The 19,772-nt window shown below is 66.4% G+C and carries 15 protein-coding genes and 1 pseudogene; 4 read left to right on the top strand and 12 right to left on the bottom strand.

The window, feature by feature from the left end:
- Window positions 1-324: 324 nt before the first annotated feature.
- From ACIBCU_RS35010 to ACIBCU_RS35000, 3 genes are all read right to left on the bottom strand, one after another.
- Window positions 325-870: a MaoC family dehydratase gene (locus ACIBCU_RS35010; protein ID WP_399236473.1), complete on the bottom strand. Its 546-nt coding sequence runs from the start codon at window positions 868-870 to the stop codon at window positions 325-327.
- Window positions 871-1,403: 533 nt separating this feature from the next.
- Window positions 1,404-1,661, bottom strand: a complete 258-nt coding sequence (locus ACIBCU_RS35005; RefSeq protein WP_399236471.1) for a WhiB family transcriptional regulator — start codon at window positions 1,659-1,661, stop codon at window positions 1,404-1,406.
- Between the two features lie 1,414 nt (window positions 1,662-3,075).
- Window positions 3,076-3,561 (bottom strand): DUF1269 domain-containing protein, encoded by a 486-nt coding sequence (locus tag ACIBCU_RS35000; protein WP_362937584.1) that lies wholly within the window; start codon window positions 3,559-3,561, stop codon window positions 3,076-3,078.
- Between the two features lie 293 nt (window positions 3,562-3,854).
- Between ACIBCU_RS35000 and ACIBCU_RS34995 the strand changes: the two genes are divergently transcribed.
- A complete protein-coding gene (locus ACIBCU_RS34995; RefSeq protein WP_362937587.1) occupies window positions 3,855-5,597 on the top strand; it encodes a pyruvate dehydrogenase in 1,743 nt (580 codons plus the stop codon).
- A gap of 559 nt (window positions 5,598-6,156) precedes the next feature.
- A complete protein-coding gene (locus tag ACIBCU_RS34990) occupies window positions 6,157-7,476 on the top strand; it encodes a CHASE3 domain-containing protein (RefSeq protein ID WP_362937590.1) in 1,320 nt (439 codons plus the stop codon).
- A 32-nt stretch (window positions 7,477-7,508) separates the two neighbouring features.
- On the opposite strand, the gene ACIBCU_RS34985 is transcribed toward ACIBCU_RS34990, so the two are convergent.
- A complete protein-coding gene (locus ACIBCU_RS34985; RefSeq protein WP_399236468.1) occupies window positions 7,509-8,129 on the bottom strand; it encodes a hypothetical protein in 621 nt (206 codons plus the stop codon).
- Window positions 8,130-8,690: 561 nt separating this feature from the next.
- Here ACIBCU_RS34985 and ACIBCU_RS34980 point away from each other — a divergent pair.
- Window positions 8,691-9,932, top strand: coding sequence for a helix-turn-helix domain-containing protein (locus ACIBCU_RS34980; RefSeq protein WP_399236466.1), 1,242 nt, complete (start codon window positions 8,691-8,693; stop codon window positions 9,930-9,932).
- 273 nt (window positions 9,933-10,205) lie between these two features.
- The gene (locus ACIBCU_RS34975; protein WP_362937599.1) at window positions 10,206-10,571 is read left to right on the top strand and encodes a response regulator; all 366 of its coding nucleotides are present in this window, start codon (window positions 10,206-10,208) and stop codon (window positions 10,569-10,571) included.
- A gap of 58 nt (window positions 10,572-10,629) precedes the next feature.
- Here the strand turns inward: ACIBCU_RS34975 and ACIBCU_RS34970 are convergent, their stop codons facing one another.
- From ACIBCU_RS34970 to ACIBCU_RS34935, 8 genes and pseudogenes are all read right to left on the bottom strand, one after another.
- A complete protein-coding gene (locus ACIBCU_RS34970) occupies window positions 10,630-11,295 on the bottom strand; it encodes a response regulator transcription factor (protein WP_362937602.1) in 666 nt (221 codons plus the stop codon).
- Between the two features lie 144 nt (window positions 11,296-11,439).
- Window positions 11,440-12,294, bottom strand: coding sequence for a LysR family transcriptional regulator (locus tag ACIBCU_RS34965; RefSeq protein WP_399236463.1), 855 nt, complete (start codon window positions 12,292-12,294; stop codon window positions 11,440-11,442).
- Window positions 12,295-12,406: 112 nt separating this feature from the next.
- Entirely contained in the window at window positions 12,407-12,985 is a 579-nt protein-coding gene (locus ACIBCU_RS34960; protein WP_362937608.1) for a DNA starvation/stationary phase protection protein, read from the bottom strand.
- 150 nt (window positions 12,986-13,135) lie between these two features.
- The gene (locus tag ACIBCU_RS34955) at window positions 13,136-14,359 is read right to left on the bottom strand and encodes an MFS transporter (RefSeq protein WP_399236461.1); all 1,224 of its coding nucleotides are present in this window, start codon (window positions 14,357-14,359) and stop codon (window positions 13,136-13,138) included.
- 307 nt (window positions 14,360-14,666) lie between these two features.
- On the bottom strand, window positions 14,667-15,515 hold the full coding sequence (locus tag ACIBCU_RS34950; protein WP_399236459.1) for a fumarylacetoacetate hydrolase family protein: 849 nt from the start codon (window positions 15,513-15,515) through the stop codon (window positions 14,667-14,669).
- 48 nt (window positions 15,516-15,563) lie between these two features.
- Entirely contained in the window at window positions 15,564-18,491 is a 2,928-nt protein-coding gene (locus tag ACIBCU_RS34945; RefSeq protein ID WP_399236457.1) for an FAD-binding and (Fe-S)-binding domain-containing protein, read from the bottom strand.
- Window positions 18,492-18,701: 210 nt separating this feature from the next.
- Window positions 18,702-19,556 carry an alpha/beta hydrolase gene (locus ACIBCU_RS34940; protein ID WP_362937620.1) on the bottom strand — a complete coding sequence of 285 codons (855 nt, stop codon included), beginning with the start codon at window positions 19,554-19,556 and terminating at the stop codon, window positions 18,702-18,704.
- Between the two features lie 111 nt (window positions 19,557-19,667).
- Window positions 19,668-19,772 (bottom strand): annotated as a pseudogene (locus ACIBCU_RS34935) (alpha/beta hydrolase); the annotation flags it as partial.

The following is a 19,772-nucleotide window of genomic DNA, read 5'->3' as shown; positions in this document are numbered from 1 at the left end:
CCCGTGCACGCCGAAGGTGCCTGCAGAACCCTTCTCGACCTCGCGGACGAACCCGTTCACGCGGAAGGGTCAGGTGCGTCTTCTCCTGCCGACCGCACCTGGTCGGCAACCCTGATTGCAGGACCTGCCGAGGCATCGAACGCGTGAGTCACTTCCGGCGACGTGTGGGGCACGAGAAGGCGACGAACCTGCTCTTCAATGGAGTGGTCGGTGGATGTGAGTCGGTAGTGATGCTGAGCCAGATGGTCGGACGCGCGGTCCGAAGCCCTCGAGTTCGTCGTGGGGGCGCGGGGCTAGAACCGCGTGCTGGGTTGCCCGGCGGAATCAGACTCCGTTCCCCGGGCCGGAGGACTCACCTTCCGAACGCTGGCGTCGCAACAAGTACTTGTGCTGGCCGGACAGAACGAGTACGCCACGCTGGTTGTGGATGGTGGCCTCAGTGATCACGACGCCGTCATCGCCCTGGTGGTCCAGGCCGGTGATGGTGAGCGCCGGATACAGAGTGTCCCCGGAGTGGACTTCCTTCAGGAAGACACAGGACAGTTCCAGGAAGGCAATGAACACCTCACCGATGAAGTGGGGGAACAAGGTGGCACCAGGTGCCGTGAAGGCGAGCACTTGCAGGCCGTGCACCACTGGTGCAGCGTGCCCATGTCTGCGAGCCCACTCCGCGTCGTAGTGCACCGGATGGTTGTCTGCAGAGACTGCCTGGAATGCGGCAGCGTGAGCATCGGTCAGGGTGCGGCTGGGCGCACGAAATACTTCGCCGACCCGCAGATCTTCGAATGTTCTTGCCGGAACGACATGAAACGCCTTCGGATCGAAAGAATCCGATGTGGCGGCTACCGACTCTGTGCTGAACTGGGCCATCAAGCTGTCCTTCGTCTGATGTGCATAGCTGGTCTGGAGGGAGCGGTTTGATCTGCCCCGTGATATGCCTGGAGGTTGCCGGCTTGGGGAGTACGACCTGTGCGGCAAGCAGATTGAGATCGTGCCTTGGCAGGACTGCTGACAGCTTCGCAATTCGCAGAGCGGGCTGGAACCGGGAGGATGAGCCGCCGAGCAGAACCGTGCCGCACTGGTCGCCATTGGCACAGTTGGCTGCACACCAGGCCGCCGGGTCATGGGCGGGAGCCTCAGAAAGGGGGGGCGTGCATGACCAGGTGCGAGGAGTCGACCTTGATGGTGGTCTTGCCTGCACGCACGTAACCGAAGCGCTCCACAACGGAGTTGATCGTGTCGTCCGAGGAGGACACCAGACCGAAGGACGGCTTCGACTTCCAGACCGCGGCCGAGCAACAACCGCGGATGCCTCCGCTGCCAGCGGACGCCGCGAGACCGCCGGCACCGCAGCAAGATGCTTCCGGTTCAAGGGGCGTGCTAACTGCCGCCCGCCTGCTGTTCTACGTCCGGTCCCGGCGCTCTCGCTCTGTGGTACCACCCCAAACGCCGTACTGTTGACGGTACGTTTCAGCGAAGTTCTGGCAGTCCAATCTCACCGGACAAGCAATACAAACAGCACGCGCACCGTCTTCCCTCCGCTTGCGTGCGCTTCCTCGTTCTCGCGGAGGAGAAAAGAAGACTGAGCTTTTCATGCCCCTACAAGCCGCTTCGACCTGCCACTCCCAGGCACGGAGAAGCGGTTTAGTTTTTGATTTCACGATTCTCCCGTCCGGTGCTACTCCTTGATTTCAGGAGCCGATACCAGATTTCTGACCATACGCCACACGGATGCGGTGACAACTTCAGGAATAATGATTTGACGTCAACGTCGCAAGAGATATTTGTGCTGCCCGGAGAGGACCAACTCACCGTTATGGTTGTGAATCGTGGCCCGCGCGGTAACAACGCTTACCTCATCCTGCGACCGAAGATCAGTCACTATGAGCATCGGATGAATGATGTCCCCCGAATGAACCTCAGCCATGAACCTGAAGGACATCTCCAGGAAGCGGACGGAGAATTCCCCTACGAGACGCGGGAACAGGTTGGCTTCGGATGCGGTGAACACCACATTCTGCATGCCGGAAGATGCCGGCGCGGAGCGCGCGTGACGTCTACCTCCTCCGGCGTCGCCGGGGGCCGGGCGACCGTCTACAGATACCGCTCGAAAGACTCCGGCGTAGGAGTCAGTCAGCCTACGACTCGGGGCTCTCAAGATGTCACCCACCCGAACGTCGTCGGCCGCGTGTACCGAAGTGGCCGAATGGGCGGCAGCACCGAAGAGAGCGTGACGAGGGGAAGTCCTCCTGGATTTATCTTCGATCCTCATACGACTTCCTTTCAGTTTCGTCGGACGCGGTACAGATCGCATGAATCCGAACCGGCACCGCACCACTCTCCCCCACTTGCAGTTTCGGAATTAGCTTCTGCACCTTGAGTTCACGATGCAGTCTACTGACAGACCGCCATCTCTTCTTTCTCGGAACGCACACCTCTTGCCCGTAAGGGAACTCGAGCCGCTCACATCTAGCTGCTCCTTGGTCCGCCATCATGAAAATGGGTCGTTCAGCGCTCCACTGCGCCGAGCGACCCCTTCACGGCATCAGCGCCGTGACACCTTCCGATCCTTCTTGACTTCACGCCAGTTGGGCACACGTCAAGATGGGCAACCATGTCGCGGCTAAGGTCCTCACCTCCGGGACGACTTTCGTTTCGATTTCCGGCCCACCACGGCACGCTTCTCAGCGGGTCGAGAAACAAGCACCCCGCCAAGGAGCACGCCATGGCCGGACAACTCGACACTCTGTGACAGCCATCGGCACCAAGCGACGGCCTATGGACACCTACTTGCCGCCAGGGAAACCGGGAGGCGATCGCAGTCCGGGGAGGCGGCCGATGCCTCACCCGAACTGCCCTTATAGGCAGGTTTCCTCGATATTCCGTTGCCGTCACATCCAGAGGACGATGACTACGACGTGAAGGGGCGCCCTCATAGGCGATAGCGGCTTTCCTGAATCGGCCGGCATCAGCTCCGACATCTCACCAGGGACCACCAACCGGCCGGACACATCCGATCAATCGACGGCCCCACCAAGAGACGCTGTCTATCCGGCCGACTGATTTGCTGGCGAGTCAGCCTTCGAACACCTCCCGCAGGATGGCCTCCTGCTCCCTGCCGAGATTCGATCGAATCAGCTCCGCGTGCTCCTTGGGAATGGCCTCCTTCACACGGTCCACCACCTCGCCCTCGGACAGCAGGAAGAGCGCCGAGGTGCCTCGTGTCACCTGGGAGGTGACCGACTTGATGAAGTCGTCATCGATGCCCACATCGGCCAACTTGCCACCCAGAGCGCCGGCAGCGGCGCCGACGGCGGCACCCAGGAGCGGCATGAAGAAGATCAGACCGAAGAGTAGACCCCAGAAGGAGCCTGACAGAGCACCTACCCCTGTCAGGTCGGTGAGCTGCTTCGTCCTGGGCTTTTTGGCCTCTGTCGGCCAACTGACGGTAGCGGCGTCCACCACCTTGATCAGCTCCTGCTTCTGCAGGTCGAGCAGTGCACTTTCCACCTGATGCGCGCTTTCGGGCGCGTCGAACTTCCAGACCGTCAACGTGGCCATGTCCATACCTTTCCAAAGCATCGATTTCCGCACCCAGTAAAGGCCCGTCAGAACCTGTCCCGAGCGGCAAATCCCACACTGTGCAGTGTCGTGACACGTCTATGCACGCGGAGGCAAAGATCGCCCTCCACGACACAGAGCCGAGGCGTGCCGGCCCGTGACAAGCATCCGTTTCTCGCGAGCCTCGGGGGTTTGTGCGTTCTGGGGCCTGAAGAAGTGCACTGACGGGACAGGTCCCCTTCGCCTGCTCACTAATCTGACCCGTCCCATGACCAATCGGCTGGAGGAAAGCAGTGACCAAGCAGAGTGTTGCCGAGCAGTATGTCGATCTCCTGGCCCGTGCAGGCGTGCATCGCATGTACGGCGTCGTGGGTGACAGCCTGAACCCCGTGGTGGACGCCATTCGGCGGCATCGGTCTCTGGAGTGGGTACAGGTGCGTCACGAGGAAGTCGCGGCATTTGCCGCCGGCGCCGAGGCGCAACTCACCGGGCGGCTTGCAGCCTGCGCCGGCTCTTGCGGGCCGGGCAACCTGCATCTGATCAACGGCCTGTACGACGCCCATCGGTCGATGGCACCGGTCCTCGCCCTGGCCGCGCAGATACCCAGCGGTGAAATCGGCACCGGCTACTTCCAGGAGACTCATCCGGACCGGCTGTTCGCAGAGTGCAGTCACTACTCGGAGCTGATCTCCTCTCCCCGCCAGATGCCTCGAGTGGTGCAGACGGCGATCCAGCACGCGGTGGGACGGCGCGGGGTGTCGGTAGTGGCCCTGTCCGGGGATGTCGCGGAAGAAGACGCCCCTGACGGTGGAGCCGAGCTGGCTGTACAACTGGACCGGCCGTCCGTCCGGCCTGCTGACCACGAACTGGCCCGGCTGAGGGAGCTGGTGGACGCCGCCGGAAGAGTCACGCTGTTCTGCGGCCGGGGTGTGGCCGGCGCGCACGCCGAGGTGATGGCCTTCGCAGAGAAGGTCAAAGCCCCCGTGGGCCACGCGCTCCGCGGCAAAGAGCACATCCAGTACGACAACCCGTTCGACGTCGGCATGTCCGGCCTGCTCGGTTACGGCGCCGCCTACGAGGCGATGCATGAATGCGACCTGCTGATCCTTCTTGGCACCGACTTCCCATACTCGAACTTCCTTCCGCGGAACGTGAAAACGGTGCAGATCGATATCCAGCCTGAGCGGTTGGGTCGACGCACTCAGTTGGAGCTGGCCGTCTGGGGAGACGTACGCGAGACGCTGAGGTCGCTGACCCCGGTCGTGCAGGAGAAGACGTCGCGGCGCTTCCTCGATCACATGCTGCACAAGCATGCGCACGCCCTGGAAAAGGCGGTCGGCGCCTACACGCACAACGTAGAGTCACTCACCCCGATCCACCCCGAGTACGTGGCCTCGGTACTGGATGAAGAGGCGGCCGACGATGCGGTCTTCACTGTGGACACCGGCATGTGCTGTGTCTGGGCGGCCCGTTACCTCACCCCGAACGGTCGTCGCCGTGTACTCGGCTCCTTCGTGCACGGCTCGATGGCAAACGCCCTGCCCCAGGCAATAGGTGCTCAGTTCCTCGACAGGAGGCGGCAGGTTGTGTCTCTCTCTGGCGACGGCGGCTTCTCCATGCTGATGGGTGACTTCCTCACCGCCGTCCAATACGACCTGCCCGTGAAGGTCGTCGTCTTCAACAACTCCTCCCTCGGCATGGTCGACCTGGAGATGATGGTCGACGGACTGCCCCCGCACGGCACCGGCTACCCGCACACGAACTACGCTGCCATCGCCACCGCTGCCGGCGCGCGCGGAATCCGGGTGCAGACTCCGGCGGAGGTGCGCGGCGCTCTGCGTGAGGCGTTCGCTCATGCCGGGCCTGCCCTTGTCGACGTGGTCACCGATCCGGACGCGCTCGCCATACCACCCAGGACAACCGCCGAACAGGTCAGTGGCTTCGCCCTGTCCGCAGGCCGCACCGTCCTCACAGGCGGTGTCGGGCGCATGGTTCACCTTGCGCGCACCAACCTTCGCAACATTCCTCGCCCGTGAGGCACGACATCGACTCGTGTTGCCGGAGCCGAGATCCGTCTACGTCCAACCGCTCATGGAGGTAACGGTCGAAACCCCAACAGCCCTCTGCCGTAAGAGTGGTGACGAACCAGGCCGAAACTGCGCCGGTGATCACGCATCGCGTACACGTCGTAGTACGTGAAATCACCGGCTGCAGACCAGCCTCGGCTTGATGACGTCGGCATCCGTGCCCCCTGTACTCGACGACAACCGACGACAACCGGCGGCACGCGAGCCCGGCCGCGGTCCCCCGCAGATGCGGCGGAGCACGACCCCACACCGGCGATGGCCCTGCACTGTTAGACGGATGATTCATGCTGGAAAGTGATGTGTGCTGACAAATAGGTTGATTAAGTCCGAAAAGCCGCCCTGCAGGGACACTATTCGGACATGTTTTCTTTCGTCCGCAGATGCGTTGCACACTTTGGGTGTCTCCATTCTTTCCATCGGCAGGCGGACCATGCGCGCAGGGCGGGAACACAGAGGTCGACTACTGGGGCTGACAAGCCTCACCGTCGCGGCGAGCAGTCTGCTCGCCTTGCTCATCGGTGTCGGCTTCGCCGTCCTCATGTGGGCGATCGCCGACTCGAACAGCGCCACTTCAGCCAGACGCGCCTCCCGGTCAGCCCTCGTCGAAGCCGGGGCGATGGAACAGCTGCTCGTCGACCTGGAGACGGGACAGCGGGGTTACGTCATCACCAAGCACGAAGATTTCCTCGCCCCGTGGATCGCGGCGCGCGACGCGCTGCCGGAGGAGCGACGGCGGTTCACCGAGAACACCACCTCCACCGAGCAACGGCGTGCCGCCGAGCGGATCGCGCAGGGGGTGCAGTCCTTCCTCGACGTCTACTCGATCCCACTGGTCGAGATGGTCCGGCGCGGCGACCCTGCCGCCGCTGACCTGAAGGAGACGTCCGAGGGAAAGGACAGCGTCGATGCCCTGCGAGTGCAATTCGACCTTTATGTGAAGGACGAGCGCATTCAGTTGGCAGAGCGTGAGGACGCCGCTGAAGCCAACAGCCAGCAGGCCGTACTCGCCGCTGCCCTGGGGCTCGCAGCCTCGATGGCGCTCGTGGCCGTCTTCACGGTGCTCCAGCACCGCGCGGTGGTACGGCCGGTGCGCGGGGCCGCGGCAGCGGCACGGGAACTGGCCGGCGGTGACCTGAGCGTGCGAGTTGCCCCCAGCAGGGTGGCGGAGATCAGGACGCTGGGCTCCTCCTTCAACAACATGGCGTCCTCCCTGCAGGACAGCCGCCGCCGCATCATGGAAAGCACCGAAGCTGTGCACCGCCGAACCGCCAGAGACCTGCACGACGGGGCGCAGCAGCGCCTGGTGAGCCTGATGATCGGACTGCGGCTGGCGCGGGAGCTGATTCCCGACACGGAAACATCCGCGGTCGACCTGCTGGACCAGTCGATCGACAACGCCCAGACGGCGATCAACGAGCTGCGGGAACTCGCCTCGGGGATCTACCCGCTTGTGCTGACGGTAAAGGGCCTGGTCGCGGCCGTGAAGGACCTGGCGTCCCGATGCCCGGTGGCCACGGTCGTCGAGAGCAAGGACGAGCGCAGGATCTCCACGACGGTCGAGTCGAACGCGTACTTCGTGGTGGCCGAGGCTGTCACCAACGCGGTCAAGCACGCCCAGGCGTCCAGAATCGACGTCTTCATCGAGTTCGACGACATGCTGAGGATCACGGTCTCCGACGACGGGATCGGAGGCATGGACATGGCCAACGCAGGCAGCGGGATGACCGGCCTGGCGGACCGGGTGGCAGCCTTCGACGGCAAGCTGGCCGTCGACTCCCCGCCCGGCACCGGCAGTGCCATCCAGATCCGGATCCCGATTCCGGACTGACCGCCCCCGGCCCCGCCCTCGGTCCGGAGCAGTCAGTCGTTGGCGTGCTGGATGCGGGGTCGCCGACGCGCGGCGGCGGCCGCCTCGACCGACCCGGCGACCACCAGTACGGAGCCGCCGACGTCGGCCAACTGCCCCACAGAAGAAAAGGGGAACGCGGTCATGAGCAAACCCGCCGAAACGGTTGCAGCGTTCACCAGGTCGTCGTAGACGAAGAAATGGCTCACCGAGTGCGAGGTGACCGAGACCGAGACGGATACGAAAAATCCCCGCAACAGCCAGCCGCAACCGGTCCACACGCCCAGCAGCAACACTGGGTCGGCCCAGCCCCGGACGAGGAGGGCGCCCAGCAGAAAGACGGCCGGGCCCCCGACGCGCAGCAGCCGACGAACCGACGCCGGCACCTTGGACTCGTGCAGCGCCAGCAGTTGCAGCACGCTCTGCACGGCCATGTGCACCCCGAAGAGCACTCCGGCCACTGCCACGGACCGGACGTGCGCGACGATCAGTGCGGCTCCCACGGCTGCCGAGATCAGTGAACCGGCCAGTATGGTCCTCCGGGTGAGCACGCCTCGTGGGCCGGCGACCACCGGGGGTCCGGGGCGCTCCCGAAGGTCGCGGGCGTCGCCCCGGAAGGTGTCCAGCTGGGCCATGTTCGGTTCCGTTCCTCAACCCGCGTGCCGCAGCGGACCGCGACGCGGCCATGTCCTGTCCTATGAGCTCGTCGGTCCGTCCGGGGGACCGCTCGCAGGGTGTCCGGAATCAGGTGAGCCGGCAGCCCGGTTACCGATATCAAGTCTCGAACGAAGCGGCGTCCGGGTCTGTCATGTGCTCCCTCGCCCTTCGGCCAGGCACCCCCACCGCTTCCCTAGGGCCCGCCCCACGCTGGCGCGTGCGTCAACCTCCTGACCTGCAGCGGAGCCGTCGCGCCGGCTGGGCCCGCACCGGCCAGCCGGATCGCAGCGCACGCAGACCTAGGGTTGTCCCCACAGGGTCCGTAAGGTGCACCCCCAGGCGTATCTCAGGTGTCCTTGACAGCCATCGGTCCCGGTGATGACAGATCCTGTGTAACGACCGAGGACATCACACCTGTAAAAGCCGATGACCAGGCACGAGGGCTCGCTCCCTCCCTGCCCTGCGCAGCTCGCGGACCGCGACCTCAGAGCGCTCGGTGCTGCCCCGGCCACACGGCTCATGTATCACTGGAGGCTGCCATGTTCCGCGCCACTGACATTCCGCCGGCCACGAACGGCACTCGGAAGCCGGGTCCCCATGATGACCGAGCGTCCGCACCGGCTTGGCAAGGCGTCCGAAGGCACACCGACCGAGAAGCAGAGAACGTGGCGTCGGACGCGACACCACCGGGAACGAGAGGAGGGCTGACGGATTCCCTCTACACCACTGAGGCGGTGCCCGGTCACCGAAGACTGGCCTATTGGCACGACGCCGTGTCGCGCATGTTCCCCTCGGCCGACGTCTCCTTTCCCCACGGTGAATGCCAGGGGACCCTCCGACTGTCCCAGCTCGGTCCGGTGCTGGCCGTCACCGTGCGGGGCGACGCCATGCGTGTATGCCGGCCCGCTCGACCGGTCGGCTCCCGTCACGACGAGCCCCTGGTTGTCGTGGCACCGGTCGAGGGGATCGCTGTCGTCGACCAAGGTGACGGAGGCACCCAGGTGCGTCCCGGAGCGACGGCCTTCTGCGACATGGCCCGCCCGATACGCATCGGCTTCTCCCACGCCCATCACGTGAAGTTCCTCGTCGTGCCGCGGTGGCTCCTGAGCTTGACGGAAGACGAACTACGGCAGCTGACGACGGCACCCATCCATGCGGACACTCCGTCGGGTTCGCTCCTGTCCCCACTGCTGACTCAACTGGTGGACGTCGCACCTGCCCTGCCCTCAGGCACCGGTGAGACGCTGGTGCGCAATGTCGTCGACCTCATCTCCGTCCTGGCGGGCGAGCGACTGCACCGGGCGGCGGACGGTATGCCGGAGGCCACGCGGCACTTGCTGCCACGAATCCAGGAGCACATCGACCTGCACCTCGGGAATCCGGACCTGACTCCCGAATCCATTGCCCAGGCCCACCACATCTCCGTCCGCTACTTGCACAAGCTCTTCGAACATGAGGACATCACCGTCAGCCGGTGGATCCAGCGCCGACGTCTCCATGAGTGCCGCCGAGAACTGGCCCGCCGAACAACATCGAGCCGGACGATCTCTGCGGTGGCCCGGCGATGGGGATTCACCAGCGCCGCCCACTTCAGCCGCGCGTTCCGGATGATGTACGGCATGTCCCCTGCCGAGTGGCGGCGGCTGGCCCGTCAGAACTCACATCCGCAGGCTGCGACCCGTACGGCCGCGGAGTACGAGGCGGCCCCCAGGCCTCTGTCACGAAGCTCGGACCTTCGCCAGACAGGGACCGGAGTCGGCGTCGGCACCACGGCAGCCTGATACCCAGGCTGCCTCTCGCCGCCCGGTCCCACCTCTCGGACGAACTTTCCCGCGGCCACGCCGGCAGTCCGCGTCATGCGCCTCCAGGAGGAGATCGTTTTGCCGTTGTACGCCGCCTGCCCGTCGACGCTTGATGCAACTGGTTCTGACGGGGATCAGCAGCGAACATCCACTACTCGTGGACATCGGCAACGAGGTCTTGTGCGCGGTGGCACACAAACCGTAGGGATCCCCCTATGGTCCGGCCGCCGTAACGTTGTGCATGCTGGGTTGATGTGCATCAACATCGTCGTCGTTGACGACGACCCTGGGTTCCGGCGCATCGCCACGACACTGCTGATGGCGCGGGGACTGCGCGTCGTGGCGGTATCCGGCGATGGCGCCTCGGCCCTGGCCGTAGTGCGGGCTCATCGCCCCCACGGTTTGCTGCTCGACCTGCACCTACCTGACCTGGACGGTCTCAGTGTCGCTCGACAACTGGCAGAGGAGGACAACCCGCCACGGGTCGTCCTCACCTCTACCGACAACCTGCTCTGGACGCAGGAGGAACTGGTGAGCGCGGGAATCGAGTCCTTCGTCACCAAGGACAAACTGTTCGATGCTGATCTGCGGGGCCTGTTCGCCCCCTCTTCGCCCTGACGCCCGACCTCAGGCAGCGACCTCGCCGGCACGGCCCTCTGCACCACCGCGTGTTTCGCTACTGCCCGAGGTAGCGCAGCACAGCCAGCACCCGCCGGTGCTGACCGTCTCCAGAGGCGGACTGGCTCAGCCCCAGCTTCAGGAAGATGCCGGTCACGTGCCGTTCCACAGCCGCGACGCTCACGAAAAGCTGCTTGGATATCCCCGTGTTCGAGTGACCTTCGGCCATCAGTGCCAGGACCTGCCGCTCCTTGGGTGTCAGCGCGGCCAGCGGATCCTGCGGACGTTTGCGCCCCAGAAGTGCCGAGATCACGTCCGGGTCGAGTGCCGAGTCCCGGGCCACCACCCGCTCGACGGCATCGATGATGATCTGAGGGCTGGCCACCTTCTCCTTCAGGAGATAGCCCACTCCGCTCGGGTCGTCCCCCACCAGGTCAAGCGCGTAGGAAGCGTCAAGGAACTGGGACAGGACGATGACAGCGGTCTCCGGTCGCTCGGCGCGGATCTTCCGAACGGCCTCCAGGCCGTCCGCTTCCAGGTTCGGCGGCATCCGGATGTCGGTGATCACCACGTCGGGGAGGTGCTTCTGCGCGACGTGGACGAGGTCCACCGCATTGTCGACGGCCGCGACCACGTCGATGCCCGCCTTGCGCAGGATGGTCGCGATTCCTTCGCGCATGATCGGCTGGTCTTCACCCAGCACCGCCCGCAGTGGTTGGCTCATGGCCGCATCCTAGCCTGGGGAAGAGTCCGACCTTGCCGACGAAGCGCACACGTGTGCGAAATGGGGCGTAACGCGGAAGTGCCCTCGATTTCGACACCTCCCACGCGTACGTTGTGTACGCGCCGTTTCTCTTCCCGTTGTCCGTCAGGCGAGATGCCGCAGCAGAGCGGCGACGGCGGGCGACGGATCCCCGGGCGGGCGTACCACCATGATCTTCCACCTCGGCGCATGCCGGCGGACGTGATACTGGCTCAGATCGGGGAATCGGTCGGCAATCGACAGGGGCATGATGCATACGCCCAGGTCGTTGCGGACCAGTTCGGCCGCCGCGACGATGTCGTTCACCTCGAAGGTGGTGGCACGGTCCAAGCCCGCGGCTCGGAAGGAACGGTCGACCGCGTAGCGGATAGCCCAGCCCGGCGAGAAGTCCACCAGCGGCAGACGGGCGATGTCGTCGAGTTCCACACCGCCCCCAGCCATCGCCCCGGAGACGATGCGGCTGGGCGCCGCGAGCAACACCATCTCCTCCTGGGACAGCAGTCGGGTGGTCAGGCCGCGCTGCTGTTGGCGGTCGAGCGCCACGACGGCCAAGTCGACCGACCCGTCCCGCAGCGCCTGACGAATGTCGGCGACCGCGGCCTGCCGTAGCTGGACCGCCACGCCCGGGTGCTCGCTGCGCAGCGCGGCCAGGGCATGGTGGAGTCCCGCCCAGACCCCCTGCATCGTGCCGACCGTGACGCGACCTCGCAGTTGCCCCCGGACTTCACTGACTGCCTCCTGGACCATTTCTGCGGCGCGCAGGGCAGTTCTGGCCGCGGTGACGAACGCTTCGCCGGCGGGGGTCAGGGCGACCCGGTGCGTGGTGCGGTCGAACAACGGGGTGCCGAGTTCTCGCTCCAGGGACTTGACCGTGCCGGACACGGCCGACTGCACGACGTGCAGTCGGCGTGCCGCGGCTGTGAAGGTACCCGCCTCGGCCACCGCGACGACGACCTCCATCTGTCGCAGATCCATCATGCGCTCCTGATCGAGGGCTCCCCCGCCGATACGAGGGCGGCCGTTGGCCCGGCCGGGCGACATCGTAGGTGGCCGTGACGGTCCAGGCGTCTACTCAGACGCGCACCAGCGGGGTGTCGACCAGATGCTCGGCGAGGAACCACGCCTGGAGTTCGCCGGTCCGGATGATCTGCGAGACCAGCAGGTCGTTGGTGCCGTCGTCACCCATCTCATTGGCGCGGGCGGCGGCGTCGTGGGCCTCGATGAGGATCGTCTCGTGGGCCTCCAGCAGACGGGAGAGCATCGCCGGGACCTCCTCGACGCCGTCCGGGGGTCGCGGTATCGACGTGATCTCGGCGACGTGCCGGGGGTCGCCCACCGCGACGCCGCCCAGCGACTGCACGCGCTCGGCGATCGTATCGACCAGCTCGAGCTGTTCACCAGCGTGCTTGTCCAGCAGCAGGTGGAGCTGATAGAAGGTCGCGCCGCGCATCAGCCAGTGACTCTTCTTGTACAGGCCGTACAAGATCGAGGTATCCGCCAGAGCCTTGTTCAGCCGCTGGCAGGAATACATCCGGGCGTCGTGGGACAGGCCGATGGGGTACTGCCTGACGGTCCCGAACTCCTGGATCACCTTGCCCTTCTGGTGCAGCCTCGGCTGGCTGCTGAGCGTGTGTTCTGTGCTGGTGGTCATGGTTCGCCTCCTGGTGTGCGGTTGTTCTGTGGTGAGGCTAGGCCGGGTCTTTGTTACCGGATTGTCCTGCGGCGCACGCGGATTGGTCCGACAGTGCACACACCGTCGCAGCGCCGGAAGGCGCCTGACATCTGCTGTTTCCGGTCGGGGTCAGCCGGCCGCGTCCTGCCGCGGCCCCCGTTCGAACGCCCAGTAGGCCAGGGCGATCAGCGGCAGGGCAGCACCCAGCACGGTCAGTCCACTCCAGCCGACCGCGTCGTAGACGACCGTACCGAGCTGGGAGCCGATCGCGCCGCCGGTGAAGAACATCGCGATGAAGACGCTGTTGAGGCGAGAGCGGGCACCGGGATCGAGGGCGTAGACGGTGTGCTGGCCGAGGATCAGTGTGGTCTGCACCGCCACGTCGACGAGGATCGCCGCGAGAGCGAGCAGCGCGATGCTGTGCCCGCCGAAGCCCGCGAGGGCGAAGGCCAGCGCGGCGACCACGAGGGCGATACCGGTGGCGGGACGCGCCAGCCCCCGGTCGGCCCAGCGCCCGGCGAGCGGGGCCACGGCGGCACCCGCAGCACCGACAAGGGCGAAGACGCCCACCCCGACCGCGGAGTAGTGGAAGCGGGGCCCGGTCAGAACGTAGGAGACCGTGGTCCAGAAAGCACTGAAGACAGCGAACATGGCCGCTTGGTACAGACCTCGGCGCCGCAGTATCGGATGCGCGCGCAGGAGCTGGAAGGTGGAGCGCAGTACGTGGTGGTACGGGAACGAGGTGGTAGGGGCGTGCTGCGGCAGGGCCACGCGCAGGGATACCGCGAGGACGGCCATGAGGACGGCGGAGCCGAGGAAGACCACCCGCCAACTGGCTATCTCGGAGACCAGGCTGCTCAGGGTGCGAGAGAGCAGGATGCCGGTGAGCAGACCGCTCATGACGCGGCCCACGACGCGCCCCCGGGCATGGTCGGGCGCCAGGTTCGCGGCGAACGGCACCAATATCTGGGCGACCACGGATGTGGCCCCGCTGATCAGCGAGGCAGCGAGCAGCACAGGGAAGGTCGGGGCGAGGCCCGCCACCACGAGTGCCACGGCGGTGATCGTCAGCAGGACGGTGACAAGCTGCCGCTTCTCCAGACGGTCACCGAGCGGCACCAGGAAGAGCATGCCGATGACGTATCCGACCTGGGTGAGCGTGATCAGCGCCCCGGCCGTCGCCGCGCCGACGCCGAAGACGTCACCCAGCGACGACAACAGGGGCTGGGCGTAGTAGAGGTTGGCGACCGTCATGCCGCAGGCAACGGCCAGGAGCGCAATCAGCCATCCGGGCACGTCCCGAGTGGCGCTCGTCGCCTGAGACGGTGTGGGCACCTTGCTTGTGCTGGACATGTGCACCTTCTTTCGTCACACATCTGCAACCGGCACGCCGGGCTGCCCCTTCCTCACCCGTCACGATGATGTGCGATGTCAGTTATCTCGACAACAGATGGGGAGGGGCAGTGTGTGGTGCGTTCTCCCACGGGAAGACAGGGACGCGTGAGGGCGCCCCGCGACCGCCCTTGCGCACTACTCCTCTCCTCGCGTTACAGTCCGCCGGCGCGTGGAAAGACGGGTCGTGGACGAAACGGCGTGCCTTGCGTGTACGTCCTTCGCCCGGCGCGACAGACACGCCCTGCCCCCACCCGCGGCCGAGGGCTCAGGCCGGAAGCAGCCGCTGCCGCAGTTCGCCGATGCCGTGGATCGAGCTGACGAGTTCGTCGCCGGGCTGCAGCCAGCGTTGGGGCGTGCGGCCGAGGCCGACACCTGCGGGCGTACCCGTGTAGATGACGTCGCCGGGGAAGAGCGTCAACACCTCCGACAGCTTCGCGATGAGCGCCGGGACGGGGAAGATGAGCTGCCGAGTGGAGCCCTGCTGCACCTCTTCGCCGTTGATGCTGCAGGTGAGTTCGAGGGCGTCGGGGTCGTCCAACTCGTCCGGGGTGACCAGGGTCGGACCCATGGGCGAGAAGCCCGGGTAGGACTTGGCGAGACCGAACTGGGGTGCCGGGCCACTCATCTGAAGGACTCGCTCCGACAGATCCTGTCCGACGGTCAGGCCGGCGACATGGTCCCAGGCGTCCGCCTCGCGCACGCGGCGGGCCGCCTTGCCGATGACGGCGACCAGTTCCACCTCCCAGTCGGTGTGGCCGCCGTCGGGCAGCACCACGTCAGAGAGGGGGCCGGTGATGCTGCTGACGAACTTGGTGAAGACCGGCGGCATGTCCTCAGGCTGGGTGAACCCCGCCTCGTCGACGTGCTCGCGGTAGTTCAGTCCGATGGCGAAAAGCTGGCGCGGAGCCGGGGCCGGGGCACCGAGGTCGGCCGCGTCGAAGTGCCGGCCGGCGTCCCCGAGATCGGCTGCCCCGGCCCAGGCCCTGAACTCTTCCCACTGCTCGTAGATCGCCTGCGGGTCGGCTGGAAACCGGTGACCGCTGGCATCGTGGACGTCCACGGCACGCTCGCCCAGGACAAGCGTCAGTCGTCCCGACAGGTTGGCGATTCGCATGAGGTTTCTCCTGTGCTGGCTTCTTCGAGAGGGTGGGTGGAACTGTTCTCAGACGGGCCGGGTGACCCGCTCGAGGAGCAGCAGCACCGACTCGTAGGGGCGGCCGGTGACGTGCTCCATACCGATCTCGCAGGTGCGGTTCGCCGAGAGGTAGGCGTCGTAGTCGCCCGCCAGGACCTCTTCGGCCTCATGCGCCGTGGCCGACTCGGCGAGCTCCTTGTGGAGCATGCCGCGGTCGCCGGCGAAGCCGCAGCATTCCGCGTAGACCGGGACAACCACCTCATGGGCCACGAACCGGGCCAGCTCGTCCAGCTGCTCCACGTCACCCAGGTGCCGCATGGAACACGTCGGGTGAATGACCGCACTGTCGACCTTCCGGGCGGCGGTGAGGTGGGGCAGGAGCTCGCGGGCGGCCCACACCAGGGAGTCGACCACATCGAGCTTCTCGTGCTTGCGTCTGTTCTCGGGCGTCAGGTACGGGATGATCTCGTGTCCGATGCCGAGGGTGCAGGACGAGGCGTCGACCACGAGGGGCAGCCTGCCTCTGTCCGTCCACCCCCACGCCCGTTCGACGGTCTGGTTGGCCATGAGCCTGTTGCCGTCGTCGTATCCCTTGGAGTGCCAGATCGTGGCACAGCAGGAGCCGACGATGTCGGAGGGGACCCAGACGGGGCGGCCGGCACGCTCGGAAAGCTTCACCACGGCCTCAGGTAGAGGGAGATCCTCCCCGCCCTCCGGTCCGGCAAAGATCCGGTTGACGCAGGCCACGAAGTAAACGGCCGCGGCGTCCTGGCGCCGGGTCAGGGGCAGTCCCGAGGAGGCGGGGCCCGGGATCGCGCTGATCCACTCCGGTACCAGGTCGGGGGTGACCGCCTTGCGGGCCAGGGCGGTGGCGCGGGTGAGCACGCCGTCGTTGACGTGTTCGGCGACACCGAGGGCGGCGCGGACGGATTTCTCCACGGTTGCGAAGTGTCCGGCGACCCGCTCAGCGTTCCGCTCGGCAATGCCCCCGTGTCGCTGGTGCCGGAACTGCTTCATCATGGCGCCGGTGTCGATACCGACCGGACAGGCGATCTTGCAGGTCGAGTCGCCGGCGCAGGTGTCGACGGCGTCGTAGCCGTACGACTCCAGCAGGCTGTCGGTCACGGGTGAGTCGACGGGCTGGCGCATCATCTCGCGTCGGAGCACGATTCGCTGCCGGGGCGTCGTCGTCAGATCACGGCTGGGGCAGACCGGCTCACAGAAGCCGCACTCGATGCAGGGATCGGCGACAGCTTCGATGGTCGGGATCGTCTTCAGGTGCTTCAGGTGGGCCCGGGGGTCCCGGTTCAACACCACCCCCGGTGCGAGGACCCCGTGCGGGTCCAGGGCCTGCTTGACGCGCCACATGATCTCGGTGGCCTGGGAGCCCCACTCGGACTCCAGGAACGGCGTCATGTTCCGACCAGTGGCGTGCTCCGCCTTGAGGGAGCCGTCGAACCGGTCGATGACCATGGCGCAGAACTCGTCCATGAACGACGCGTACCGCTCGACGTCTTCGGGCCGGGCTGCGTCGAAGGCGAGCAGGAAGTGCAGATTGCCGTGGGCCGCATGTCCGGCCACCGCTGCGTCGTAGCCGTAGCGCCGCTGCATTTCCAGCAGCGCCTCGCATGCCTCGGCCAGACGAGAGGGAGGAACGGCGAAGTCCTCGGTGATCAGCGTCGTCCCCGTGGGCCGGGCCTTGCCTACGGCTGTCATGAACGCCTCGCGGGCGTGCCAGTAGGTGCGCACGGTACCCGGGTCGGTGACGAAGGCGTTCGAAACCGACGGCACAGGGGCCACCAGCGTCAGCCCTTCGACCACCTCGGCAGCCGCCCGCCGGTGAGCGAGGTGGTCCTCTTCGGTCGCGGCACGGAACTCGACCAGGAGCGCGGTGCTCTCCTGCGGTATGTCCCGCCAGTCCCCGGGAACGCCGTCCACCTCGGCGCAGGCACGCAGGGTGTTGCCGTCCATCAGCTCCACGGCGCGCGCCCCCGCCCGGTTGAACAGCGTCACGGCGGCGGCGGCGGCGGGCAGGTCGGGGAAGAACAGCAGCGCCGTGTAGGTCCTCCGGTCCAGCGGAACTGTGTCGAAGACGGTCTCGGCGATGAAGCCCAGAGTGCCCTCGGAACCGACCATGAGACCGCGGAGGATGTCCACGGCGGTGGTGCCGTCGAGGAAGGCGTCCAGCCGGTAGCCGCTGGTGTTCTTCAGCTCGTACTTGGCACGTATGCGCGCGACCAGTTCGGCGTCGCTCTCGATCTCTTCCTTGAGCGCCAGCAAAGTCGCGTGCAGGTCCGGTTCGGCCGCCCGCAAGCGTGCCTCGGCGTCCGGGCCGGCCGTGTCGACGACCGTTCCGGACGGCAGGACCGCGGTCAGCGAGGACAGCAGGCGGTAGGAGTTGCGGGTGGTGCCGGCGGTCATGCCGGAGGCGTTGTTGGCCACGACGCCGCCGACGGAAGCCGCGCTGGAGCTGGCGGGGTCGGGGCCCATCAGCCGACCGTGCCGGGAGAGCGTGATGTTGGCCCGGCCGACGGTGGTGCCCGGTTTGATCCGCGCCTTGGCACCGTCGTCGATGACTTCCACTCCGGTCCAGTGACGGCGGACGTCTACGAGGATGTCGTCCCCCTGGGCTTGTCCGTTAAGGGAGGTACCGGCCGCGCGGAAGACCACGTGGCGACGGTTCTCCCGGGCGTAACGCAGCACGGTCGAGACATCGTCGATGTTCTCGGCGATGACTACGACGCGGGGCACCAGACGGTAGGGGCTGGCGTCGGAGGCATAACGCACCAGGTCCGAAATCTTGTGCAGGACCTTGTCCGTACCGAGTTCCGCGACCAGCGCGTCCCGCAGCTCGTCCGGGGTACCGGACGCCTGGTCGTCGGCGACCCGGTCGATGGACGGGCCCTCCGCGGTGTGAGGGCGCAGCATTCCAGGCTTCGGTTCGAGCAGCGGCATGGGTGTTCTCTTCCTCCCTTTTCGTGGGCTGGTGCTGTGACCCGTGCTGGTCGCGATCCGGCGGGCGGTCCGGCCGGCCCTCGCGGAGCCGACCGGGTGCCCGAAGCGAACTCCTTCGGGCACCACGGATGCGGCGCGGCTCGGAGACGCAGCGCAGGCGCCGGTGTCGCCGCAGAGGGCATGTGCCGCTCCGGTCTGTCCGGTGTGAGGTCAGTGACCGGTGGAGACGGCGTGCGCGGCCTTGTCGATCAGGTCGGCGACAGCGCGCGGGTCACTCACCGCGGCCGCGTGCGGTGCGTGAACGGTGACCGTGTGCGCCTTGGCGCGCGCGGCCATCCAGCGCTGTACCTTCGGCGGGATGTTCCTGTCCTCGGTAGCGATGAGGTACCAGGTGGGCAGCTTCTTCCAGGCCGCTGCAGTGGCCGGTTCGTTCAGCGCCGCCACGGTGATCGGGCGCTGTCCGACGGCCATCGTCTGGGTAGTGGCCTTGGCGACGCCTGCCGCGAACTGCTGGGGGAACAGGTCCTGCCTGATGACCAGCTCGTCGCCCTGCCCGCCGCCGGACAGCGGGTATTTCTGGACGACTGTGGTACTGGCGAGCGAACTGCCCGGGTACTTGTCGCTCAGCTCGGCAGCGCTCTCACCGACGTCCGGGACGAAGGCCGCGATGTAGACCAGCCCCTTGACCTGGGCGGAACCGACCGCGGCTCGGCTGATGACAGAACCTCCGTAGGAGTGGCCCGCAAGCAGGACCGGCCCCTCGATGCTGTCCAGGACGCTGCGCACGTAGGCGGCGTCGCCGGCCACGCTGCGCAGCGGGTTCGGCGGAACCACGACGCGGTGGCCCTGACGCTGGAGCCGCTGCACCACGGGAGTCCAGCTGGAAGCGTCCACGAAGGCGCCGTGCACCAGCACGATGGTGGGAAGCTGCTTCCTTCGCTCGGACGCCTTGTCGGCAGCCGTGGTCTCGGCGGAGGCCGAGTGGGCGATGCCTGTGACGCCGAGAGCGGCGGCTCCGGCCACCGCGGACAGGGTCATGGTGCGACGCGAGATCGATGGGTTCATCGTTGTCTTCCTGCTCGGGACGGCTCGCCCGCAAGCCGTGCGGCCACCGTGGGCGCGGGCTTGTGGGTGGTGCCGGGGAGAGATCCTGTGGTGGAGGATCTGCGAAAAGGGTTACTTGGAAGTGGCGTTGATGGCTTCTTCGATGAAGGCGACGACCTTCTTCGGGTGAGCGAGCATGACCAGGTGCGAGGAGTCGACCTCGATGGTGGTCATGCC

It is taken from the genome of Streptomyces sp. NPDC051064 (assembly GCF_044455985.1).
GTDB lineage: Bacteria > Actinomycetota > Actinomycetes > Streptomycetales > Streptomycetaceae > Streptomyces.
This window is presented reverse-complemented; position numbering and strand designations above follow the sequence as displayed.